The organism is Sphaerochaeta sp. (assembly GCF_050178175.1).
Taxonomy (GTDB): domain Bacteria; phylum Spirochaetota; class Spirochaetia; order Sphaerochaetales; family Sphaerochaetaceae; genus Sphaerochaeta.
Genome location: NZ_JBFXGH010000015.1, coordinates 12,848 through 36,018 on the forward strand (window position 1 = coordinate 12,848; position 23,171 = coordinate 36,018).

At 49.4% G+C, this 23,171-nt stretch carries 26 protein-coding genes; 13 read left to right on the forward strand and 13 right to left on the reverse strand.

Features of this window, described 5'->3' with window-relative positions:
* Position 1: 1 nt before the first annotated feature.
* The 3 genes from AB7S66_RS03215 to AB7S66_RS03225 form a co-directional block, all read right to left on the reverse strand.
* Positions 2-1,213 (reverse strand): cation:proton antiporter, encoded by a 1,212-nt coding sequence (locus AB7S66_RS03215; protein WP_428517973.1) that lies wholly within the window; start codon positions 1,211-1,213, stop codon positions 2-4.
* A 9-nt stretch (positions 1,214-1,222) separates the two neighbouring features.
* A complete protein-coding gene (locus AB7S66_RS03220; protein WP_428517975.1) occupies positions 1,223-1,669 on the reverse strand; it encodes a PTS sugar transporter subunit IIA in 447 nt (148 codons plus the stop codon).
* Positions 1,670-1,866: 197 nt separating this feature from the next.
* The gene (locus tag AB7S66_RS03225) at positions 1,867-2,217 is read right to left on the reverse strand and encodes a C-GCAxxG-C-C family protein (protein ID WP_428517977.1); all 351 of its coding nucleotides are present in this window, start codon (positions 2,215-2,217) and stop codon (positions 1,867-1,869) included.
* A 133-nt stretch (positions 2,218-2,350) separates the two neighbouring features.
* On the opposite strand from AB7S66_RS03225, the gene AB7S66_RS03230 reads away from it, so the two are divergent.
* Together AB7S66_RS03230 and AB7S66_RS03235 are read left to right on the forward strand one after the other, a co-directional pair.
* Positions 2,351-3,691 (forward strand): MATE family efflux transporter, encoded by a 1,341-nt coding sequence (locus AB7S66_RS03230; protein WP_428517978.1) that lies wholly within the window; start codon positions 2,351-2,353, stop codon positions 3,689-3,691.
* 28 nt (positions 3,692-3,719) lie between these two features.
* A complete protein-coding gene (locus tag AB7S66_RS03235) occupies positions 3,720-4,328 on the forward strand; it encodes a hypothetical protein (RefSeq protein WP_428517980.1) in 609 nt (202 codons plus the stop codon).
* Here the strand turns inward: AB7S66_RS03235 and AB7S66_RS03240 are convergent.
* The 3 genes from AB7S66_RS03240 to AB7S66_RS03250 form a co-directional block, all read right to left on the reverse strand.
* On the reverse strand, positions 4,317-4,742 hold the full coding sequence (locus AB7S66_RS03240) for a DUF523 domain-containing protein (RefSeq protein WP_428517981.1): 426 nt from the start codon (positions 4,740-4,742) through the stop codon (positions 4,317-4,319). The two genes, AB7S66_RS03235 and AB7S66_RS03240, sit on opposite strands and share 12 nt — an antisense overlap.
* A gap of 143 nt (positions 4,743-4,885) precedes the next feature.
* Positions 4,886-5,602: a creatininase family protein gene (locus AB7S66_RS03245; protein WP_428517983.1), complete on the reverse strand. Its 717-nt coding sequence runs from the start codon at positions 5,600-5,602 to the stop codon at positions 4,886-4,888.
* Positions 5,603-5,606: 4 nt separating this feature from the next.
* Complete coding sequence (locus AB7S66_RS03250) at positions 5,607-6,593, reverse strand: GGDEF domain-containing protein (protein WP_428517985.1); 987 nt, start codon at positions 6,591-6,593, stop codon at positions 5,607-5,609.
* 95 nt (positions 6,594-6,688) lie between these two features.
* Between AB7S66_RS03250 and AB7S66_RS03255 the strand changes: the two genes are divergently transcribed.
* From AB7S66_RS03255 to AB7S66_RS03280, 6 genes are all read left to right on the forward strand, one after another.
* Entirely contained in the window at positions 6,689-7,993 is a 1,305-nt protein-coding gene (locus AB7S66_RS03255) for an RluA family pseudouridine synthase (RefSeq protein ID WP_428517987.1), read from the forward strand.
* A gap of 48 nt (positions 7,994-8,041) precedes the next feature.
* Positions 8,042-8,833 carry an NYN domain-containing protein gene (locus AB7S66_RS03260; RefSeq protein WP_428517989.1) on the forward strand — a complete coding sequence of 264 codons (792 nt, stop codon included), beginning with the start codon at positions 8,042-8,044 and terminating at the stop codon, positions 8,831-8,833.
* 309 nt (positions 8,834-9,142) lie between these two features.
* Complete coding sequence (locus tag AB7S66_RS03265; protein WP_428517991.1) at positions 9,143-9,691, forward strand: hypothetical protein; 549 nt, start codon at positions 9,143-9,145, stop codon at positions 9,689-9,691.
* A 21-nt stretch (positions 9,692-9,712) separates the two neighbouring features.
* A complete protein-coding gene (locus tag AB7S66_RS03270) occupies positions 9,713-9,865 on the forward strand; it encodes a hypothetical protein (protein ID WP_428517992.1) in 153 nt (50 codons plus the stop codon).
* Positions 9,866-9,917: 52 nt separating this feature from the next.
* Positions 9,918-10,145, forward strand: a complete 228-nt coding sequence (locus AB7S66_RS03275; protein WP_428518016.1) for a diguanylate cyclase domain-containing protein — start codon at positions 9,918-9,920, stop codon at positions 10,143-10,145.
* A 42-nt stretch (positions 10,146-10,187) separates the two neighbouring features.
* The gene (locus tag AB7S66_RS03280; protein ID WP_428517994.1) at positions 10,188-10,931 is read left to right on the forward strand and encodes a hypothetical protein; all 744 of its coding nucleotides are present in this window, start codon (positions 10,188-10,190) and stop codon (positions 10,929-10,931) included.
* A gap of 45 nt (positions 10,932-10,976) precedes the next feature.
* Here the strand turns inward: AB7S66_RS03280 and pyk are convergent, their stop codons facing one another.
* Entirely contained in the window at positions 10,977-12,410 is a 1,434-nt protein-coding gene (pyk, locus tag AB7S66_RS03285; RefSeq protein ID WP_428517995.1) for a pyruvate kinase, read from the reverse strand.
* Positions 12,411-12,560: 150 nt separating this feature from the next.
* Here pyk and AB7S66_RS03290 point away from each other — a divergent pair, with 150 nt between their 5' ends.
* The 4 genes from AB7S66_RS03290 to AB7S66_RS03305 are packed head-to-tail and all read left to right on the forward strand — an operon-like array spanning position 12,561 to position 17,890.
* Positions 12,561-14,924 (forward strand): efflux RND transporter permease subunit, encoded by a 2,364-nt coding sequence (locus AB7S66_RS03290; protein ID WP_428517997.1) that lies wholly within the window; start codon positions 12,561-12,563, stop codon positions 14,922-14,924.
* Positions 14,921-15,685, forward strand: coding sequence for an outer membrane lipoprotein-sorting protein (locus AB7S66_RS03295; RefSeq protein ID WP_428517999.1), 765 nt, complete (start codon positions 14,921-14,923; stop codon positions 15,683-15,685). Before AB7S66_RS03290 ends, AB7S66_RS03295 begins: the two co-directional genes overlap by 4 nt.
* The gene (locus tag AB7S66_RS03300; protein WP_428518000.1) at positions 15,685-16,932 is read left to right on the forward strand and encodes a hypothetical protein; all 1,248 of its coding nucleotides are present in this window, start codon (positions 15,685-15,687) and stop codon (positions 16,930-16,932) included. The genes AB7S66_RS03295 and AB7S66_RS03300 overlap by 1 nt, the downstream gene beginning before the upstream one ends.
* Before the next feature lie 40 nt (positions 16,933-16,972).
* Complete coding sequence (locus AB7S66_RS03305; protein ID WP_428518002.1) at positions 16,973-17,890, forward strand: helix-turn-helix domain-containing protein; 918 nt, start codon at positions 16,973-16,975, stop codon at positions 17,888-17,890.
* Here the strand turns inward: AB7S66_RS03305 and AB7S66_RS03310 are convergent, their stop codons facing one another.
* Genes AB7S66_RS03310 through AB7S66_RS03325 form a run of 4 tightly spaced genes read right to left on the reverse strand, consistent with a single transcriptional unit; the run spans position 17,891 to position 20,793 of the window.
* Complete coding sequence (locus AB7S66_RS03310) at positions 17,891-18,274, reverse strand: Fur family transcriptional regulator (protein ID WP_428518004.1); 384 nt, start codon at positions 18,272-18,274, stop codon at positions 17,891-17,893.
* On the reverse strand, positions 18,267-19,133 hold the full coding sequence (locus AB7S66_RS03315; protein ID WP_428518006.1) for a metal ABC transporter permease: 867 nt from the start codon (positions 19,131-19,133) through the stop codon (positions 18,267-18,269). Before AB7S66_RS03315 ends, AB7S66_RS03310 begins: the two co-directional genes overlap by 8 nt.
* Positions 19,130-19,900, reverse strand: a complete 771-nt coding sequence (locus AB7S66_RS03320) for a metal ABC transporter ATP-binding protein (RefSeq protein ID WP_428518007.1) — start codon at positions 19,898-19,900, stop codon at positions 19,130-19,132. Before AB7S66_RS03320 ends, AB7S66_RS03315 begins: the two co-directional genes overlap by 4 nt.
* Entirely contained in the window at positions 19,897-20,793 is an 897-nt protein-coding gene (locus AB7S66_RS03325; protein ID WP_428518009.1) for a metal ABC transporter solute-binding protein, Zn/Mn family, read from the reverse strand. The genes AB7S66_RS03320 and AB7S66_RS03325 overlap by 4 nt, the downstream gene beginning before the upstream one ends.
* A gap of 127 nt (positions 20,794-20,920) precedes the next feature.
* Between AB7S66_RS03325 and AB7S66_RS03330 the strand changes: the two genes are divergently transcribed.
* Positions 20,921-21,442 carry a gamma carbonic anhydrase family protein gene (locus AB7S66_RS03330; protein WP_428518010.1) on the forward strand — a complete coding sequence of 174 codons (522 nt, stop codon included), beginning with the start codon at positions 20,921-20,923 and terminating at the stop codon, positions 21,440-21,442.
* Here the strand turns inward: AB7S66_RS03330 and AB7S66_RS03335 are convergent.
* Together AB7S66_RS03335 and AB7S66_RS03340 are read right to left on the reverse strand one after the other, a co-directional pair.
* Positions 21,439-22,110 (reverse strand): potassium channel family protein, encoded by a 672-nt coding sequence (locus tag AB7S66_RS03335; RefSeq protein ID WP_428518012.1) that lies wholly within the window; start codon positions 22,108-22,110, stop codon positions 21,439-21,441. The two genes, AB7S66_RS03330 and AB7S66_RS03335, sit on opposite strands and share 4 nt — an antisense overlap.
* Positions 22,111-22,123: 13 nt before the next feature.
* Positions 22,124-23,171, reverse strand: a 1,048-nt coding sequence (locus AB7S66_RS03340; protein WP_428518014.1) for a TrkH family potassium uptake protein, incomplete at its 5' end; no start/stop codon positions are given.

Consider the following 23,171-nt stretch of genomic DNA (forward strand, 5'->3'; position numbering starts at 1 on the left):
CCTAGATCTGCTCATTCGTTTCGCCCGCCTTGCGTAGTGCCAACCGTGTCAGCAAGGGTCCTACGACCTCAGTTATGATTGTGGTAAACAACAACACATTGATGATTATGCTCGCTAGTTGCTGACCTGTCTCCCCGAAAGCTGGGGCTGAGAAGGTCTTGTTGATCGCCAATGCAAGAGCCAGGGCAACCCCGACCTGCGGTAAGAGAGAAAACCCGATCAGAAAACGCACTTTCTTCGGTGCGCGCCCAACCAAAGCTCCGAGGGTAGCCCCCCCGACCTTCCCGATGCTTCTTGCTGCAAAGTAGAAAAGCCCAAGCATTCCAATCTGTGTAATCAAGGAGACATCAAGATGAGCTCCACCAAGAATAAAGAAGGCAACCAGGAACACAGGACTGAAAGAGGAGACCACCGTTTCACTCTTCTTGCTCAATACCGCCGAGCTATTCACAATGGTCATTCCGAAAGCCATGATTGAAAGCAGCTCAGAGACGCCAAGCAACTCACAGACGCCCAACAACAAGAAGAGGAAGGCGGCGAGCAGCAACATCACCCAATCGTTATTTCTCCTTCCTCGTAAAAGCAAGATATAGAGAACCCCGGAAACGGCACCAAGCCCAAGCGCAATTGCGACAGAGAGCAAGGCGGAGGCTATCATCGGCCCTATTTCGAGAGAACTCCCGAGCAGGTTGGAACTGACAAAGCTCTCCACAAAGACATAGATGATGAGTGCAAACGCATCATCTATACCCACCACTGCCAGGATGGTTGAGGTCAGAACCCCCTTCGCCTTGTACTGCTTTATAACAGCAACTGTTGCCGCAGGGGCTGTTGCCGATGCTACGGATCCAAGCAGAAGTGCAGTATTGAGATTGGTCTTGAACACATAGAACAAGCCAAAGAAAACAACAAGGAATGCTCCAATGCACTCGAAGGTTACAATGGTTATGATGCTCCTTCCCAGCCGCTTGATCACATCAATCTTGAGCTCAATCCCGATCATGAATGCAATCAGGGCAAGCGCTATGGAGGAGAGAGGGGCCAAGATATCCAATACTTCAGGAGAGAGAAGATTCACCAAGGAGCCACCAAGCAATACACCAAGGAGGACATAACCGGTGACTTCAGGGATTTTCAAGGCTGAGGTGAGTACCTTACTGCCATATCCCGCTGCAAAAATTGCAGCAAGATAGAGAAACAGATGAAATTCCATTATGCAATCCTACAGATCGGCAAATGCATCGAGCACCGCCTGGGGGGTCTTTGCAGCCATGAGTGCTTTCCTTCGTTCAGGGTTCTTGATCACCAAGGTGATCTTGGAAAGGATCATGAGATAATCGGACTGTCGGTCGGAAGGACCGCCGATCATGAAAACCAGACGTACCGGTTTCTTGTCCAAGGAATCCCAAGGAACATCTTGGTCCAACACTGCAGCAAGTACGAAAAATTCCTTGATCCCATCCATCTTTGCATGAGGGATGGCAACCTGAAGACCAATACCTGTACTCATGATGGTTTCACGCTCCAAGATTGCCTTGGTAAAAGCTTCTTCGCTTGAAACACAGCCGCTTTCAGCAGCTTTTTTGGCCATGGTTGTAAGTATCTGGTTCTTATGAGTTCCTTTGAGGAACAAGATGGAAGATTCAGTAAGATAATCGAGTATACGCATTGACACCTCTCCTACGTATGGAAAAGCATAGAAGCTTGCTGAAAGTTTGTAAAGTGAAGGATAAAAACGATGTGAAATTTGTATACTATTGCAAAAAAATTTTATTTTATTATAAAATATATGATTAACCTTTATTCTACCAAGCTTTTTTTATGATATAATTACAAATCTCTTAAGATTCTGCTCCTTGCTTACTCTTACTTATTAATGTTACTTAAGATGAACTGATGTGTGAATGCGATTGACCCAATAGTTAGGTTTTCACAAAGATGTGAAGAATCTCCCTCTGAAAAGCCTCCAGGCCGTAGATCCTTGCAAAGAAGCGAGCCAAACCGATTGCGATAGGTTTCCGCAAGGACATAGGCAAGCTTGGCGACATCCTGCTTCTCCCACCCTCTTTCCAAGTGGTATATACCAATGAACATCACGGCGCCTTCAACCAACCCGCATTGATCCCCGTGGTCGCCACAACCATGCAAGGCAACAGCACTCTGGAGTGCCGGTGGTACAATGTTTTGGTCGAACAGTTTGGAGAGTGCAAGAAGCATTGTCCATGCACCATGGTGCTGATTGTGGAACAGGTATTCATAGGCTCATCCTAGAATAGCACTGTTCACAAGGAAAGATGAGCTGTAGTTCTGCTTGCAAGAACTACAGCGATGGACTAGAGTACTAGGCCATATGGCAACGCATACGAAGCTTATGACAAGCGGCTCGATCCAAAAAAACCTTATTGCCTTTGCAATCCCAATTTTCCTCGGGAATTTGTTTCAACAGCTGTATCACACAACTGACACCTTGGTGGTGGGAAACCTTGTCGGCAAAGAGGCTTTGGCTGCCATTACCTCAATCACCAGCCTTATCATGCTCTTGGTAGGACTCTTCCAAGGTATTTTTGTAGGAGCGGGCGTAGCAATCTCCACAGCATTCGGAAAAGGTGACCATGAAGGAGTCAGAAAGGCTGTCCATACCACCGTTGCACTCAGTTTGGTCACCAGTGCACTGCTGACCGTCCTGGGCTACTTCTTTGCACCGGTGGTCCTCCATTGGATGAAAACTCCCCAGAGCGTATTCATTGATGCACAAACCTATCTCCGGATTTTCTTCTTGGGTATCTCCACCCTGATCTTCTACAACACTGCAAGCGGGATTCTCCAGGCGGTGGGAGACAGCAGACATCCGCTCTATTTTCTTATCGTTGCTGCAATCCTGAACATCGCCCTTGACCTGGTTTTCGTCGGCGTGCTGGGTATGGGCATTGAGGGAACCGCCTATGCTACCATCATTGCTCAAGGAGTGAGTGCTGCTCTCAGCTTCCGTTTATTGCTTACAACTCCTTCAATTGTGCGAGTACACATCCCTTCCATCAGGATTCACAAAGGATACCTCAAGCAGATTCTTACCTTCGGCATTCCATCCGGCATCCAGAATTCGGTAACCAGCTTTGCAAATGTCATCCTCCAATCCTCAATCAACCTCTTTGGAGCCTCAGCCATGGCAGGAAATGGGGCCTTCATGCGTATCCAAGGCTTTGCCTTTATCCCGATCACGGCCTTTGCCTTGGCTCTTACCACCTTTACAGGGCAGAATCTGGGAGCAAGGGAGTATGATCGGGTGAAAAGGGGTGCACGCTTTGGGGTGTTGTTTGCCATGATCCTCGCAGAGGCCCTAGGCCTTGGCATGCTCTTGGGCGCAGAACCCTTGATGAGACTATTCAGCCAAGACCCCGAAGTCATCGCTATAGGAGTCTCGAAAGCCAACATATCCAGCCTTTTCCTTTGGGCGCTCGCGCTCAGTCATGCAATGAGCGGCATCTACCGTGGGGCAGGAAAGGCAATCGTCCCTATGGTAGTTATGCTTGTCATCTGGTGTATCTTCCGTATCATCTTCATTTCAACCGGGCTCTGGCTCTTCATGGATATCAGGGTCATCTTCTGGGCATATCCTGTTACCTGGACACTCAGTTCCATTATCTTTGTCATCTATTACTTTAGGGTCGACTGGATGCATCAAACAGATTAGACTTACATCGGATAAGGAGGAGACCGGCATGGATACCATTACCAAACAATTGGCACAGATTCGGTGCATCCCGATGGTCAAACAGGGCAGAGAGGACCAGGCCGAAGCATTGGTCAAGGCACTGCGTGCAAGCGACCTACGTGCTGCAAACATCTCCCAGCAGATGAATGGGGGGCTTGCCTTGCTGCGCCGATTGGCCCGGGAAGAGGACCTTCTCATTGGAGCGGGCAATGTCCAGACGCTGGAGGAGGCAAAAGCAGCAGTGGAAGCAGGAGCTGCCTTCATATTCTCCCCTCTTTTCCATGAGCAGATGGTGGAGTTTTGCCAACAAGTGGGAAAACCCATCTATGCGGTCACCACCCAGGCCTCGGTAGCCAAGGCGTGGAATCTCAAGACGCTGGGTTGTTATCCTGTGGAGGAACTTGGTGGACTACCGTTCATCAACACCCTGGGAGAACAGGAAGGCCTTACCTTCATCGTAGCGGGACATATCAATGAAGAGATGACAGCCACCTATCTTGAGAATCCACACGTACTTGCCATGACAGGAAGCTGGATGCTCAATGAGACGGATTGGGAAGCAACCACCGCTGCACTTAAACGTGCAAAGAAATTCTCTCTCCCCTCAGCTCAATAAGGCTTCATGGTGAGATGAGCTGTTGATCATCAACCCCCTTGACTCCAAGAGCGGAGCGAAAATACCTTTGCCGGGAATAAGTATGCCACCGAAGGTTCCATCATAGACCACCCCGTATCCACAGGATGGGCTGCGGTCCATCAGGAGTGCCCGCTTACAACCACTCGCCTCTGCAATTGCCAAGGCTCGCTGAGCTCCTCGCAAAAAGGACTCAGTACAGGCCTCTCCCTCTCGGACCATCACCCTGCCATCTACCATTCCAGATGGGAAACGGGGGTTTGTAATCCACCCAAGACTTCCGGACATACCGGAACATTCTTGCAGCATTGCTGCCTGGGGAAAGTGGACTGAGAATCCATCATACCTGCATTGCCTGCCAAGCAGGTATGCACTGAACCGTAAAGCCCCTTGCAATTCCGCTCTCCTACCTGGATAACATACCCAGCCCCTGCACATGCATTCCCAATTTTCATAGCAATTTCTCCTGCTAGAGAGGATTGCAGGAGGGAAGCTTCAATGGCATTGCAAAAGGGAAGGCACCCCTTACAAAACCGGAATCAGAGCCCCAACTCCTGGAGTTTCTGACCTATCGCATTCACCGTTGTCTCAAGGATGTACTCCCCGTAGGCAGCACTGGAGAGCCTTGGGTCCTCCCCTTTCACCCCAAGAGGCCAGGTATCCTGCTCCAGGATTGCAAGATTCACCAACTCAGGGTGAAGCGCCATCATCGTAGAAGTTTCACAGCGGCCCGCATGATCGCCCAAAGCCAGATACGTTTCTGGTGGGAAATCATTGATGGCAGAGAGCAGAATAATGTCATACTGCTTTTCCCACTGGCTGGCCAACTCTGCCCAGGCCTTCCTGGAGGGACCATGCCCATCAGCGATCAGGCAGATGAACCCTGCCCGTTTGGCCTGGGCAATCTGCGCTTCAAGCATCTGGAGAAACAGCCCCTTGGAAACCCAGTAACAACTCCCTGGAAGCTTCTGATGGGGTTTTGTAGCCTCACTTGAGTCCATCCCAATCAGGCTCTTGCCCTCACCTGCATCGGTAATCCTATCTGGACCAAGATAAAAAGGCGGGAACACGATGCCGCCAAAACGCCTCGCTGCCCTGATAAACAAACCTTCTGCCTGTAGGGCATCCGCGCCCAAGACATTCTGCAGCCCATGCCACTCAAGGGTTCCCAGGGGTATGTACCCCACGGGATGCTCTGCCAGTCTCTGTTCAAATTGGGGAACACTGAGATAGGCATATTGTACATGCGGGTCCATCAGGTTACCTCCGTCCTTGTTTCATCTTTTTCTTGGTATCATACATATTGTTATCTGTTGCTACATACGTATTGAATAGATTTCCACCACAGGATTCACACCACGACCATCCAGTTGCCAGAGAAAGCGGCACGGACTTGTTTTTATTGTACAACTTTATCTGGCTCTCAAGCAGGGATAGTGATCGTTCAATCTCCAGTGGTTCCCCCTTGGTGCTGATCACGGCAAACTCATCACCACCGATACGATACGCTTTTCCCACTCCGCGAAAACAACGTTCCAACAGACCACCGGCATGCACCAATAGATCATCCCCACTGGTATGACCATAGGTATCCTTTTTCAGTTCATTGACATCACATACCAAAATGGTTGTCGGTCCCTTGCATATTCGCTGTAAATCTGAGAGATCACGCATGAACGTCAATCGATTCCTCAGCCCGGTAAGCACATCAAACGCATAATACTGCTCTTGCAAGAAGAGATAGAACAACAACAGGGAGAGTACGATACCAGGCCAGAGTGTCAGGATAGGGGGGGAAATAATCTGGATGGCTGCACCTACAATCGGGGTTGCCAGCGCAAAAAACGGACCCCTGCGATACACGTTCAGGGGATCCACAGAGAAGTACCAACCATTGAAATAACTGAGAATACTCAACACTCCATTGATGGAAAAGGGAAGGAACAACCACTTGCTTATCTGTTGGTACTTTGTATGGGAAATGTACCTGAACAGGAAATAGCAGACAATAGGTGACAGCCCGAAACCCAGTACATTGGTGATGCGGTGGGGAGCGACCTGGGAGGAAACACCGATATCATCGACCCGATAAGCGAACAACTCGGTCCCTATGACAATAAGCAGGGTGACAGCGGCGAGAATATACCAACGATTACTCGGCTTGCCCTGCAAACTGCGGGAAGCAAGAGCTATGGCAAAAATCAGAAGCACCACAGATAGTACATCCAACTCAAGTGTCGCGTTCATAGGCCCTCTCTTGCATCCATGATGCCATAGCACATGCTATTTGCCTAGGGTAGACCTTGCATCTTAAGCAGGACTTTCGTACCATCAAAGATGCCATGTACCCACCACTGCCAGAATACCCAGCACACACCTATGCCCTGCACCTCCAGCAACTTCTGCTAAAAAACGGAGTAGTGGATTTTGAAGGAGAGGGGAAAGTACCCATCAATGGGTTCTTCTTGCCAGGAGGGGGTGGCATGTTCGGTGTCCTGGTTGCACGTGACCAGAATGGGAATGAGGTCCTGCTGAAAGCATTCTCAGGTAGTTGCATGGGACACCTGAACCTCCCCGGTTGGGTTGACCACCTGGTCGATGAGGAGTCATACCACGAATACCTTCGCATGTTTGATGCCCCGATCAAGGAAATAGGTAGGCTTGCTGAGGCAGCCTCCTCTGAACAAGAACGCCGATTACATCTTACTACTCGCTCAGAGCTTTCCCGTATGGCCTTATCCTATTACCGAGAGCTTTACCGCATAGCCACGCTTGAGGGAAACCGAGTTCGTCTGGAATCCATCTTCCCCGGAGGGAAAGCCCCTACAGGGAGTGGGGATTGCTGTGCCATCAAGCTCCTCCAGTATGCGTTTACCCGCCAATTGCATCCTATCAGCATGGCAGAATTCTTTTTTGGGGCTCCTACCAAGGACAGTGGGCGAAGCCATCTCAGCTTCTATGGCCCTTGTGATGAGAAATGCAAACCAATTCTCCATGCCATGCTTACCCTGGATATCATCTACCAAGATTCGCATATCATCATTGTGAACAAGGATGCAGGACTGCTTTCAGTTCCAGGGAGAGGACCACAGAAAATAGACAGCGTGGAAACCCGCCTCAGGAAACTGATGCCAAACCTCCCCTTGCAGTGTGCTGTCCATAGACTCGATATGGATACCTCCGGATTGCTCATCCTGGCAAAAGACAAGGAAACACATAAAAGGATGAACAAGCAGTTCAGCGAAAAACAAGTGATCAAGAGTTATGTGGCACTTCTGGAGGGAGTTGTCAGGCAAGAAAAGGGAGAGATCAGCCTTCCCTTCCGCCTCGATGCCGAACATCGTCCTCTCCAGGTATATGATGAGCAGCAGGGGAAATGGGGGACCACCCGTTTTCAGAGAGTCCGGGTAGAGAGAAGAAGCGATGGATCACTTGCAACAAGAATGCTCTTCTTTCCGCTGACGGGACGAACCCACCAGCTCAGGGTGCACAGTGCGCATGGGAAGGGTCTTGGACACCCGATCAAAGGTGACCGCCTGTATGGAAGCGGGATGTCAGACCGCCTCTATCTTCATGCAAAGACACTCTCCTTCCATCATCCGATAACCGGAGTGTGGATGGAGTTCTCCACAGAAGACCCTTTTTAAGGCTTTCGTGTACCCCTCATGTGTTGTATAGTAACAAACGGAGGGTCTATGCGGAGAAAAAACAATGCTATTTACATTGACTTGGAGAATATCCCTTCGGCTCTGGATCTCAAGCCGCTCTTCGAGGAGCTGACACTGAAACACAATGAATCCCCTGAAGAAGAGAATATTTTTGTCATCAAGATGGCTTGTGGGAATTCTGCTTCCATAAAGAAAATGGAGAAGCAGTTGGCTGAGTACAACTTCACCATCAGGGACACCCCGTCCATCACCACCAACTACAAGAATCGTGCTGACTTGATCATCAGCCTTGAAGCATTGGAAACCATCATCGTAAACACCCCTGTCATTGACCGCTATGTCTTCATTACCAGCGACAGCGACTTCACGGTCATCATGGAGGCACTTCGCAAATATGGCAAGGAAGTCTATCTGGTTACCAAGGAGATGGTGAGCGACAAGCCCATCTTCAACAACTGTTGTGATGAAATCCTGATCATTGAATCATTCATGAACAAGCCTCAAGCAGAAGAGCCGAAGGAAAGTGGTCCACCGAAGGCAAAGAAAGCAGATAAACCTGCTGAGATCAACCATACAAAGAAGATGGACAAACAAGTGGAAACACTCATGAAGCGGGTGGTGGACTCCTTCGATCCAGACAGCTGGCAATTGGTAAGTTATGTAGGGGTTAAGTTCCATCAGATGGACAAGAGCCGGATGATCGAACGAAGCAGCTACCACAGTCTTGGGAATCTGCTCTCCAAACTGGAGAAAGAGAAGTATATCGAGCGTAAACTCAATGAGAAGGGACATCCGGAAATTCGGAGGATCTCGAACTAGAAACCAACAAGAAGAGGAATCCGAATGGCTGCTTTCTCACGTGAAAACCATATCCAGAGAATTGTGCCCTGATTGTATTCGTCATGACTCTCTACTATGATTCGTTCCTCCAGACTGAACCGCTCTGCGGTGTGAAAGTGACAGCATGGGATGAACCGTAGACCATCAACATCGATGGACAGACATTTGCCGAAGATGTCTTGCTTCCCTACTCACTGCAGAAGCCTGTCAAAAAAGGTGATTCCGCTTCACCATACCATTCCCTCTCAACTGCCGGGAGAACAAAGAACTATCGCATTCAACTCCAGCATGGCAAGTGTCTTGGTACAGGTGGATAACGAAACAATCTACCGTTTTAAGGGGCCTGAGAGAGGATGGGCGATCCCTGTTTTTGGAGGAACCTACACCCATTTCATCCGCCTCGAGGAATCTTACCTTGGAGGCGATTTGAGCATTACATTCGGCTACACCTCAAACAACTCCTTTGCTGGTCATTTCAAGTCAGTCTACATTGGGAGCAAGACCGATTTGTTGTTTCACGAACCAGGAGAGTGGCCTTCCCTCTTCTATGGGTTCTCACTTCTCTTGATCGGCCTGTTGGTGGTTCTTTTTTCTCTTTCCATCCAGACAGATGAAGAGAGAAAGAGTTTTTTCTATTTTGGCTTGGTACTGCTTGCTCTCGGTGGGTGGGTTTTCAGCCAGACCCCCAGCAAATTCATACTCTTCAGGAACCCCGCTCTCCCGATGAATCTCAGTTTTGCTGCACTCTTTCTACTCTCTCTGTTTGTACTCCTGGTAATTGAATATTATCGGGGAAACCAGGACCTGCAATCCTTCCTGATTGCAATGGGATTCTAGCTTTCGTCCATCGTTGCTGAAGTGATCCTGCTCATGCTTGGCATTTCCCTCGATAGTGCCGTTATCCTTCATTTTGGTATGGCGGCCTCGGCGGTCGTGCTTTTCTGGCGCAGTGCCACCTTGATGAGAATCAAGACAAAATCGATCTGCAAAGAACATTCAGTGATGCACTGACAGAGGTAGGAAACCGGGCAGCCTATGACAGGGAGGTCCCCCGGGTCCAGGCATCGAAGGACATACCCAAAGCGATGTATCAGAAGAAGCAATACAGAAGATGGCAGAATGGGTACGCTCCCACTTCCCCTTTGGCAATACACTACACTATCATGTAGCAGTAGGATTTGACCGATACATTCCCAAGAGAAAAGACCGATTTCACCAGTGTATCGGTCGTGCTGATGAAGCCATGTATGCATCCAAACATTCCATGAAACAATCATCTTCAGCTACTTGACCTTGTATCAATCGAGGGGCACCCTGTGCCTAGGAGACCTTTATGAAAAGAGCACTGCTTCTCTCCCTGCTTATTTTGTGTCTTGTGCCGATATTTGGCAGTACGACCTTGGGCGGAAGTTCGGGTTATATTGTAGTACCAAGTGCTGATGTTGCTCCCAGCAAGGCAAAGAGCTCAGTCAGTACGGCATATTCAGCTACCATCACAAGTGACAGGGTTATCCACATACCCTCAATTCTCTTGTCGTTTTCAGACGCTGTTGAGACCAGTTTTGCCGTTGATATCGGGAATGACATAGACATCCTGCTCAATGGGAAATGGAGATTTGCCAAACGAGAAACCACGAGTTTTGCTGCAGGAGTTCTTGCCCAAGTGAGTGGGGTGTCAGAGACGAATGATTTTTCTGCCCAACTCTATGCAGCCTCCACATTCGAGAGTTCAATCATGGATTTCCCCTCAAAGACAACACTTCGCCTTGGCTATACCTTCAAGAAATCCCTGGACAGCAATATTGACTTCGCCCTCGGTTTCCAAACGCCATTCTTTCCCGCGGTATTCAAGGAGAAAGTGGATTTCCTCCTGGACTTCGGCAACGTCAGTTACAGCACCACCCCGTCTGCAGGGAATGCTGGGGATAGAGGGTTGGTCAACGTTGCACTACGATTACTCCCCATTGAATTCCTTACCGACACCTACTTCGGACTCGATATACGGGCGCTTGATCTGTTCGACCATAAGGGTAGAGCGTTAAGTATCGGTGCCACAATCTCATTCAGGCCACAGTGATCCTGAAGGAAGGCCAGAGCTTTCTGCACCGGCCTTCCTTTTTCTTTATTCGATCTCCACTACCTTGATCATATTGGTCTTCCCACTACTGCCTACAGGAACCCCGGCAGTGATTACCACGGTATCCCCCTGCTTCACCATTCCCTGTTTCATCAGATACTCTGGTGCGTATGCCAGCAACTCATCCACACTTGCAAGCTGGTCGATGAGAATCGGGGTAACCCCCCAGCTCAAGGAAAGGTAGGTCACCACCTCCGGTAAAGGAGAGAAGGCAATAATAGGGACCGAGGGACGGAATTTTGCTATCAAGCGTGCTGTAGAGCCAGTTTGGGTGAAGCATGCAATGAATGCCGCCCCTACAGAGAGGGAAAGCTCACGGGTGGCAAGTCCCACAGCCTCCGTGGTGGTAATCTTTCGCGCTGGATCCAACATGCTGATTTGGTTGAAGACCTGTTTCTGGAATACATCACTCCGCTCAGCAAGACTTGCAATCCGACTCATCGTGGTCACTGCCTGCAAGGGATATTCCCCCGCAGCGGTTTCTCCACTGAGCATTACGGCACTTGTGCCATCCAATACTGCATTCGCTACATCATTGGTTTCAGCCCTGGTGGGTTTTGGATTGTGCATCATTGACTCCAGCATCTGTGTTGCGGTAATGACAGGAAGCCCACGATCGATACAGGACCTGATGATAGCCTTCTGGATCAGGGGGACCTCCTCAGCCGGGGCCTCCACTCCCAGGTCTCCCCGGGCGATCATAATCACACTTGACTCTATCATGATCTCCTGGAGGTTGGTAACTGCCTCAGGCTTCTCAATCTTGCTGATAATGGGGATGGTTCTGCCGTAAGAGGCCATCATATACTCTTTCAAGGCCTTAACATCTTTTCCGCTGCGAACGAAAGAGAGCGCCACGTAATCAAGCTTATTCCTGAAGGCAAAATCCAAATCTCTCTTGTCTTTCTCCGTGAATGAACTCAGATGACGCAAGGGAACCTCTGGAAGGTTTACCCCTTTACGCGGGAGAAGCACTCCCTCTTCCAACAAGGAGCAATGAATGTCTTTCCCTTCAATGCTTTCCACGATAAGGGAAACCAATCCGTCATTGATCAATATCCGTTGCCCTATCTTGATCTCTTCATGCAGGAATGGATAGTCGATACTGATACGCTCCCTGGTACCCATGCAAGGCTCAGTGGTCAGGGTGATTTTCTCACCCTTTTGCAGCACATACATCTCTTCCTGCAACTGTCCAAGACGAATCTTGGGCCCTTGCAGGTCCATGAAGACTGTTACGGGAATCCCCAACTCCTTGCTTGCCTGTCTGGCATAGTCAAACCGCTTCTGCTGTTCTTCATGCGAACCATGGCTGAAATTCAGCCTAATCACACGGCATCCTGCTTCCAAAATGGCTTTGACCATCTCATATGTCCCGCTCGCCGGGCCCAGTGTGGCAACAATCTTGGTGTAGGTCATATCCCTGCCTCCTATTCGTATCATGAGGTGAACTACCGTGATTTGTAAAGCATTGGTCCCACTTGGGTGAGAAGAGAATCACCATAGAAGGTGAAGAGAATACTCTCTCCAGGCGATTGTTTTCCCATATCCAAGCTCTAGCATGAAAGTATGAACAGGCAAATTGTTCGTAGCTGGATCATTATTGTTGTTTCACTTCTTTTCAACCTTATCTGCATCAGCAGTATAGGAAGACTCCATATTGACAGCTCAACCGATGCATTCATCCCACAATCACATCCGGTGGTAGCAACCAATGAGAAGATTGAAGAACGATTTGGCTCCCTTGACTCGGTTGTGGTAAGTCTGTATGCCCCTCAATCAATTCTGAATGAAGAGTACCTTGAACAGCTTACTTCACTGACAAAACAGATAGAGGCACTGGATGGCGTCAAGCAAGCTTCAAGCCTGGCAAATCTCAAACATCTGGAACCATCATCCGAGGGAGTCGCGGTTGTCCCTCTCTATGATGGGGATATAGGACGGATAGAGGAACGTATCGCATCCTGGCCATCTTTCTATGAAGGAACGTTCATCTCTGAAGACCATCAGGTTCTCTCCATCCTGATCCAAACCACACGAGAATACAACGCAGGGATCCTGCTCTCCAGCCTCAAGGAGCTGTTGCTCCCCCTGGAAGGACTTGAGTTCTCTCTTCTTGGGCTACCCGCAGTTACCGATGAGATTGAAAGGAGCTTGCTCCGTGACCTGGCAATGCTTGCCCCGATCGTGGCTCTGTTGATCATCCTCGTGCTCTATCTTTTCCTCCGTAGGATATCTGCTGTACTGCTCTCTCTGGTTCCCCTTGTATTCAGCAGCTCCTTGACCCTGGGGATCATGGCATGGACGGGAATCACGGTTACCATGGCAACCATGCTTGTCCCGATTCTCCTGCTCATCGTAGGGAGTGCCTATACTGTGCATATATTCAGCCATTTCTACCAAGAATATGATGGAAGAAATATTGAGGAAACCCTGCAGGACGTAGTGCACACCAATACCTACCCGATCATTGGGGCCGCTGCAACGACAGCGTTTGCCTTCCTTGCCCAACTTTCCAGCCCCCTTGTGCCTTTCAGGACTTTCGGTTTGCTCAGTTTCATTGGAGTGGTTGCCTGTGCAGGTAGTTCACTGATCCTGCTCCCTGCACTCATCAGGGTCGTATATCATGCGAGGGTTCCAAGACCACAGAAGGCCGGCAAACCTCATAGCGTATTCCTTGTACGATTTGCAATGAGAGTATCCAACAAGTGGGGCAAGCTGACCATTACCTTCTTCCTGCTTATGATCATCGTTGTCCTTCCTCTCTCCTACCTGTCATTGCAGGAGGGTACAAACATGCTTGCATTCTTCAGGCCATCCTCCACCCTCGTGAAAATGAACAACCGTTACAACCAGGCAATGCAAGGGTCCTTCTCCCTCTCAGTGATGATCACTCCCCCTGAAGGCACGGCTACCCTCAGCCCGAAGGTCCTGAGAACGATTGAACACGCCATAGAGACTATCGAAGAGGAACCCGCGGTTGGTGGTGTTCAGTCCATCCTACCTTTTATTAAACGCATGAATCAGTTGCTTGGACCTGCTGAGGAAGCGATAGTGCAAACAGTACAGGATGAACCGGTATTTGACTTTTTCTCCGGTCCACTCTCCAGCGAAGAATCTACTACCAACCCTACAGCAACCAAGCAGCTTGAAAGAGGTGGCAATGGATCCTATGAGATTCCCAGTGACCCAGCAAAGTACGGCCTTTCCTCAGAGGAGGAACTGAGCCATCTTATCGCCCAGTATCTCTTGTTGTACAGCTCATCCCTGGATAGTTTCATCGATGATCCACTGGAACCTGATTCAACGCTTTTCACCATCCTGCTCAAGGAGTCACATACGGAAACACTCCGCTTGATCACCACCATGATTCCCACCCTTTTCCCCTCAACATGGAACGTGGAGATCGGAGGAGGAGAGGCAGTAAGCCTTGCTTTGACTGACCTGGTCACCAAAAGCCAGGTCATCAGTCTCTTCAGCTCACTCATTGCTGTCTGGCTACTGGTACTTATCATACTCCGCTCTGCAAAACTTGCCACGCTTGCCCTCCTTCCCTGTCTCTTTGCACTCTCCTCAGTGTTTCTGGCTATGGTGCTTTTCTCCATCAAACTGGATATCGTGACCAGCCTTATTGCAGCATTGGCAATTGGTATCGGGGTGGATTATGCAATCCACTTGCTCTCAGCGTTCATGCGCAACAAGCACTCACCTGAAGAGATCATGATGACCACCGGCAAAGCAATCTTGGCAAATGCTGCATCGGTTGCAGTTGGATTCAGCGGTCTACTCTTCAGTCGTTTCCTCCCGATTGCTAACCTTGGCCTGCTCTTCTGTATCGCCATGATTGCAGCAAGTGCTGCTGCACTCTTGCTCTTGGTGGCACTCCAGGTCCATCTCCCCAACCTATTCAACACTTCCAGGAGGAAAGCATGAAACGATTCATTACACTGTTCTCTCTACTCTGCCTTGGATGTTCTTACCTGGTCTTCAGTTCACCGACTGCTGGCCAGATCATGGAACAGGTACTTGAAAGACAAAGCTCAACAACTTCGGCACTCGATATCAGGCTCACCTTGATCGATAACGCGGGAATTGCCAGAGAGAGACGGGTGCAAACACTCAGCGCAACAAAAGAGGGAAGAACCTCCACGCTGACTGTATTTCTCTCCCCAGAGAGTGTACGTAATACCCGTTTTCTCTCCATTGAAGGGACAGATGGAAATACTGAACAGTGGATATACATCCCCTCCCTCAAGCGGATCAGGAAAATAGCGGGCGCTGAGGAAGCTGGCTCATTCATGGGCAGTGATTTCTCCTATAGCGATATGGTCTCAACCACCTATGATATCGGCCAAGCAGATCATCATCTCATCTCTGAGGACAGTAACACCTTTACCATTGAATCGATTCCCCATGAGATGAAAGCGTATGGGAAAACCATCACCGTTGTTGACAAGGAAACCTATCTCCCCCTGGAGGTTCAGTTCTATGAGCCTGACAGGAGCACGATTGTGAAAACATTGACCACAGAAGCAATTGACACGCTCTCTGGTCGTCCGGTCAGTACGACGATGGTCATGAGAACCCACTCCAGTTCACACTCCACACGCTTGGAGATTCTTCAAGCACGTTACGACATTCCTCTTCCAGAGGGATACTTTACGACCAGATTCCTGGAAACAGGGAGGCTCTGATGAAACGAACCCTTGCTATTACCATCCTGTTGTTGACTACCACAGCACGTTTGTTTGCATTTGATATATTTGCAGAGGGAGAGGAACCCAAGAGAACCTTCTACCTGCAACAGGAGACATCCTTGAATGTCTATCGCGACAAATCCGTGGTCCCCGGGGTACTGCTCGGACTCTCTGTCGATTATGAAGATGAGGCGTTTAGAGCAATATCCACCGTACAATTTGATGCAATGACAAACACCCTTTCAGCGGAACACCTCTCAATCAGCCTCTACTGGGGCAATCAGACACTTGCTGCAGGCTGGATGACCCATCCTTGGGGAAGTGCATCGCTCTCCCATGTCGTGGATGTGTTTAATGCCCAGGACCTTGGTCAAGGTATCATTGATGACCTGGAAGCAATGAAACAGAGGGAACTGATGCTCTCCCTGACTACCTACTGGGATCGAAGCTCCCTGGATATCGTCCTGAAACCAGGATTTCTCCCTACCAGCTTGGAAAACAATGGACGTTGGTCACTTATGCCGGCACAGTTTGCGTCAGTGACGTTGCATGAAGAAGAGACCGGGAGCCTTGAAAAATTTGGAGGGGGGGCACGCTACCGAATACAATCAAGTGCCATCGACCTTGGCCTTCTCTATTTCAATGGGTACTGGCCACAAAGTGGTTACACCAACATCACCTTCGACCCCTCGACGTTTGCCATCACTGTGGCCGATACCATCCATACCCGCTACCAACTTATCGGGTTGGAATCGAGTAGCTTGTTTGGGCCCTTTACACTTGCTCTGGAGGGGGGATTCTTCCTCAGTGAGGATACCGATGGAAGTGACCCAGGATTATACAATAGCAAATGGGCATACTTAGCAGAACTCTCCTATACCCATAGCACAAGTGGCACATTTCTGGCAGTTGCCTACCAGGGACACTATGTACTGCACTTCCCCTCCTCCCCAATGGATGTAGATGTTCTCTCCTCCTACGATGGGAAGACCTATGCCAATACGCTCATAGTAGCTGCAGAGGGCACACTCTTGCGGGAAAAACTTACTTGCAGGGTTGCTGGGACCTACCAAGCAGAAAGCACCGGATACCTCTTGCTTGCCTCCGCCACCTATGCCCTGGGGGACAATCTCTCTTGCTTCCTCAAGACTACCTGGTATGGTTCAATAAAGCCGAAAGCGAGTATATACCACACCTGGGATGCAAACGATTCTCTTCAGATAGGGCTGAAAGCATGGTTCTGAGCAGAGGTATGTGATAGGATTCTTCCAGGGGGGGGAACCAATGGTAATCCTATCCGATATCCTGCTCTTCCTTACCACCGCTTTGGTGGTTTCCATTACTTGTCTCTGTATCTTGCTCTTCTACCGTGTGCGTGATGCATATATCGGTTCCTTCCTTACTGTCCTTGTTCCTCTTTCACTGCAAATGTGTGTCTCTCTCTTGGTCACCTACCTGACCAGAACACTTCCGGTGGGAAACCTGGACGCTGATGCTTTCCAGGTATTTGCACTGGGAGCAACCATCTTCTCTGTCCTGCTCACTACCACATTGTTGCTTATGATGAGCAGATACCTGATTCAGCTCTTGCCGGCACAGGAAGGCCAGAAACACCTGGGAAACCGTATCCTTACATTCTTGATCCTGTTTTTTTTCCTGATCAGCCTCTGGGTCATCATCGCCAAGAGCAAGGGAGACTGGCAAAAAGCCCTCAGCGACACCATAGCCTACCACTTCTTCGCAGGTAGCATGTTCTTGGTAATCCACGCAGTCCTGAGTGTAATCTTCGTCAAGAAGGCCGCTACTTGGGAAGAAGAACGCCTGCTGAAAGGAATTATCTACACCTTTCTTCCTCTTTTCTTCCTATTTCCCCTGGATCTGCTGTTTTTCAGGAACCTTCCGTTCAAGCTTGTCTATCTCAGTTTCTCGACACTCTCGGTCTATCTCTACTATTTCATCAGCCGTAGATATTTCCTGACCTGGGAACAGAACGACCACGTGGATGCAGAGGGAGGCAAGGAGTACGGGCTCTCACTCAGGGAAGAAGAGGTATTACGACTGCTTGCAACAGGATGCAGTAATCAGGAGATTGCAAAGCAACTCTATATCTCACCCAATACCGTTAAGACCCACATCAAGAACATCTATGCAAAGATGGGCGTGAACAACCGACTCCAGCTCTTCTCCCTTCTCAAGAAGTGATCATGACTTGCAAGAAGCACAGATACCGGTGAGAAAAAACGTGTGGTCGCTGATGGTGAATCCATACTGCTTTTCCCAATCTTTCATCTGTTCTTGGTAGACACACCCCCCCAGGTCGATGAATGTATGACACTTCTCACAGTGGAACCAGTGGTGGTGGACTCCTTCACTGCGGTTGCGATAGCTATAGTAGCGTTCGGTACCGTGCTCAGTGCAGTGAAGGATGAACGATTCAGCAAAACCTTGCTCCTCAAGATAGTGCAGGTTACGATAGATGGTTGCCTGGTCAAACGGAAGTGAGTGGTCTCCGCTCAGCATCGATGCGCTGACAGGTTCCTTGCTCTCTTTGAGTAGCTCCAGCAGGGCTTTTCTTGCCTTAGTCATGGTGTTTCCTCCATTTTTTCAGCAGGTCACCAGCCGAACGTCCCAGATAGAACGCCCCAGCAATAACGACGACGGTAGCTCCCACAGGAATATCGAAGCCCCAGCCCACAACAAGCCCTGCAAAGGAGAACAGGAAAGAGAAGAGCGTGGCTAAGGCCATCATGGAAGCAAGGTTCTTGGCCTTGTACCCTGCGGTTCCCGCGGGGAGTGTAAGCATTGCAATGACCATCACGATACCCACAAATGTCTGCAGCAGCACTACGGCTACAGCCGTTATCGAGAGGATGGCGAGAAATACCACATGGGTCGGGATTCCTCTCACCTGGGCGAACTCCTCGTCAAAGGCGGTTGCCTCAATCTGTGGATAGAATCTCCATGCGAGTACAATGACCACCACATCAAGAATAGCAAGCAGAATCAGGTCAGAGGGAGCAATGAGCAGGATATTACCAAAAAGGTAGCTTGATGGATCGGTGTATCCGGGGGTCTTTGCCATGAACAGCACACCAATACTCATCCCGATTGCCCAGATTGCTTGTATGACCGTATCCTCACGCTGCTTGGAACGAAGGGAGACTGTCCCAATGATAACTGCTGAGAGGAGCGCAAAGATCATGGCTCCTACCATGGGGCTCAGATTGGGAACCAAGCCGGTGGCTGAGAGATAGAGAGCAATACCGATGCCCCCAAGCACCGCATGGCTGATGGCTCCGGCAAGGCCGGCTATCCGTTTCACGGTAACTACCGAGCCCAGTACCCCGAAGAGGACAGAGGAGAGCAATCCTGCAAGGAATGCATTCCTCACAAAGGGAAAATCGGGGTTGAATAGTGCAGAAAAGAATCCTAGAAGATCGTTCATACATCCTCCCTTGGGAAATGGCAGGAGTCTCCTGGGATCTCTACATCGTGTCGTACCCGTTTCCTTGTGCCTTCTGCTTCTTCCTCAAGTACATGCTGGACGACAGTACGACCCATCTTTCCATCCCTATGGGCATCGATACAGAACACCCGGTCGATCAAGGGGGAGACCTCTCTCATATCATGGGTAACGATCAGGATGGTTGTCGAACCCTTGAGTTTCCCAAGGGTTGCATAGAGCCGTTGTTCGCTCTCCTTGTCCAGATTGGCAGCCGGCTCATCAAGAATCAGCATGGTGGGTTCAGCTGCAAGGGCACGGGCAACCAACACTCGTCGCCTCTGGCCCCCGCTCAGGGCATTGTAGGGCCGCTTGGCAAGGTGCTCAAGCTCTACCTGCTTGAGCGCTTGCAACGCTTTCTCCGTCTGCTCAGCTTTCTCTCCCCGCTTTGATGCATCAACACGCCCCATCCTCACGACTTCCAACACGGAAATAGGGAAATTGGGATCATAGCTGGTGTGCTGGGGGACATACCCTACAAGGGCCCGGCTCTTTCTTGGATTCTCCCCAAGCAGTCTGATTGTCCCAGATTGGGGGGCTTCCAGACCAAGGACCAACTTCAGCAAGGTGCTTTTTCCTGCACCGTTTGGGCCAACCAAGGCGATAAACTCCCCAACATGAAAATGGAAGGAGACATTCTCAAGGACTTTCAAATGGGGATAAGAGAACGCAACATTATTGAAGGAGAGTGCAATAGGGGCGCTGCTCATAAGCTTTCCTTAAGGGCGTTGCCCATCAAGCGGATATTACCCAACCAATCATAGGCAAGGGGATCGAGTGGAACTACCTGTGCACCAACCACCTGGGCGACTTTCTCTGCACTGCCGGAGGGAAATTGCTTTTGTACGAAAATCACCTTGGCCTGCTCATCTTGTGCCCGCTCTATCAGGAGGGCCAAGTCCTTTGCTGTAGGTTCCTTCCCTCCTGTTTCGATAGCCTCCTGATGAAGGCCGAATGAGTCAAGGAAGTATCCAAAGGAGGGATGATAGACGAAGACGGTACTGCCAGAGAGCCCTGCAAGCTCTGTTGCCAACGAGGTAAATTCGCCATCGATCAGGGAGAGGAGTTTCCCAGCTCGCTCTTCTACTTCCGCTTCAGGCAATCCAAGGTGGGTGGTCAATGCATTGCTGATGTTCTTTACCAGCACCTTCGACTGTTCCCATCCAAGCCAGGTATGTCGATCAATGTTCAAGTCATGAGCAGGTACATCTCCTCCCGCTCCCTCATCCTCATGGTCATGATCTTCCAAGGTTCGGAGGGTCATCCCTTCTGTCCCATCAATGATTGTAAGATCTGGATAAATACTGGAGACCTTGTCGATAAGGACATGCTCGAAGTCCGTTCCACTGAGAATCCACAGGCTTGCCTTTGCCAACTGAGCCATTTGGGAAGGGGAAGGTTCATAGGAATGTGGATTCTGTCCCTCCCCGACCAGTACAGCAGTTTCCACCAGGTCACCGGCTATCTGGTCGACAAAATATGCATGGGGAAGAATACTCACCATGACAATAGGCTTGGAATCCTGCTCAGTATTTCCTCCTGCAAAGAGAACGAAAGGAGTTATGATGAGCGCCAGTAGTATAATAAATGCACGTGTTCGCATAGTACCTCCATCAAGTATCTACAACATAGTAAACCCATGATGATTTTGCAAGTCATTTGCAAAAATATTTCTGTCTGTACAAAATCATTGCATTCCGGCTATAGTCAAACCAGGGAGGAAACCGACTATGATGTACGCATATAATGGCAAGTCACCGAGCATTGCAGAAGGTTGTTACATCGCACCCAGTGCTGATGTCATCGGCAACGTCACATTGGAGGAAGGGGTCTCTATCTGGTTTCATGCCACACTCAGGGCAGATGTGAATACCATCCATATCGGTGGGCAATCAAACCTTCAGGACAACGTAGTTGCACATGTAGACAAGGGCTTCCCGCTTACTGTGGGAGAAAGATGCACCGTCGGACATGGTGCCATTATCCATGCCTGCACCATTGGGGATGACTGTCTTATCGGCATGGGAGCAATTGTACTCAATGGGGCAGTAATTGGGGAAGAGTCCATCGTAGCTGCAGGAGCGCTGGTTTCCCAGAACAAGGTTTACCCTCCCCGCTCGTTGCTGGTCGGTACCCCTGCAAAACTCATCAGGACCCTCAGTGATGAGGAGTTTGCCAAGGTGAGGGAGAACACCCAGGAGTACTGGGAGTTTGCTCACGACCTTGCAACCGGCAAGCAGACGATCAACTAGGCTTCATTTGCCTTTTCAAACTTCCTGATTGCATCATTGGTACCGCCTACAACCAAGATATCTTCCTCTTCCAATACAAAATTCGGAAGGATCTCGCTGATGGCTCTCTTCTGGCGGATGATCACAATAATATTCAAATGGAAACGCTTACGAAGGTTGATATCTTCAACGCTCTGGTTGGCAAATGCTCTGGTTAGCGAGATATTGGCAATGGAGAAATCGTCACAGAGCTCAAGGAAGTCCAGTGTTTTAGTTGAGACCAACGAACGGGCTAAGCGTTCACCCATCTCAACCTCAGGAAAGACAGCCTCAGCCCCAATACGCTCAAGCACCTTGCCATGATTCATGCTTGTTGCCTTGGCAATGACCCGGGGGATACCCAACTCGATCAAGCTCATCGTTACCAGGATATTTGATTCAATATCCTTGCCTATACAGACAATTGCAGTTCGGCAGTGTGAGATTCCAGATTCATGCAACACTTCTTCAGTGACGGCTTTCACTGGATAGATATTTTCCAACTGATCCTTGACTGCGTTCAGCTTCTCTTCCTCAATTTCCAGGACAATAACCTGTTTCCCTGCCTTGGTAAGTTCCATGGCCAAGGACAGGCCGAACCTTCCCAGTCCAATAATCCCATAGGCATCAGGATCATACTCTTTCTTCATGCCAAATTATCTCCTATCCAATAAACACCTGCTCTTCAACATAGCCCAGTTGTGAGGTTTTCCTCGCAAAACTGGTGGCAATGGTGATAGGGCCGACTCTTCCAGCAAACATTACTACCACCAATACGAGCTTCGATAGTGTAGCGATTTCGGTGGTAATCCCCATTGAAAGTCCAACGGTGGCAAAAGCGGAGACCACTTCAAACAGTACCTCAAGAAAGGTGAACTTTGGACCTTCAATGAGCAACAACAGAAAGCTTCCACCACCTATGAGCAGAATGGAAAGCATGAGGACCTGGAAAGCCTTGAGAATACTCTCACCTCCAATCTTACGCTTAAAGGAAGCTGTCTGCCTACCGAACATCAAGGAGCCGAGGCTAAGAAACAAGGTGAAGGTTGTGGAGGTCTTGATACCACCACCGGTCGATCCAGGGCTTGCTCCAATGAACATCAAGACAATGGTAACAAAGAGTCCAGCTTGACTCAAGCCTGCAATATCGACGGTATTGAATCCAGCTGTCCTGGTAGTGACACTTTGGAAAAATGCAGCAAGTGGCTCCAGATGTTCAACAATGAGATAGAACAGGAATCCGGCGGTAATGAGAATACTGTTCATGGTCACCACAATCTTGGAATGCATGCTTAGTTTTTTCCAATTACGATTCCTCACAATATCTGCGATCACGAAGAAACCGGTACCTCCGATCATGATCAGTAAAGCAGTCGTAAGGTTCATTGCAACACTATGGCGATAGGAGGTAAGACTCTGAAACTTTCCCATGAGGTCAAAACCTGCGTTATTGAATGCAGAGATGGTATTGAATAGTGCGTGACCAAAGGCATCGAGTGGTGCATAGGTCGAACGGAATATGAAATACTCAATGAAAACGCCGGTTCCTTGCACCACCAAAGCAGTCAAGGCAACTGCACGTACCACCATCAGCGTGCCTTGGACAGATGAGAGGTTGTAGGCTTCCTTGATGAAGGAGCGCTGGCTGAGACCAATATTCATTCCTAACAGGAGGGAGAAGGATATTACCATGGAAGCAAATCCCAAACCT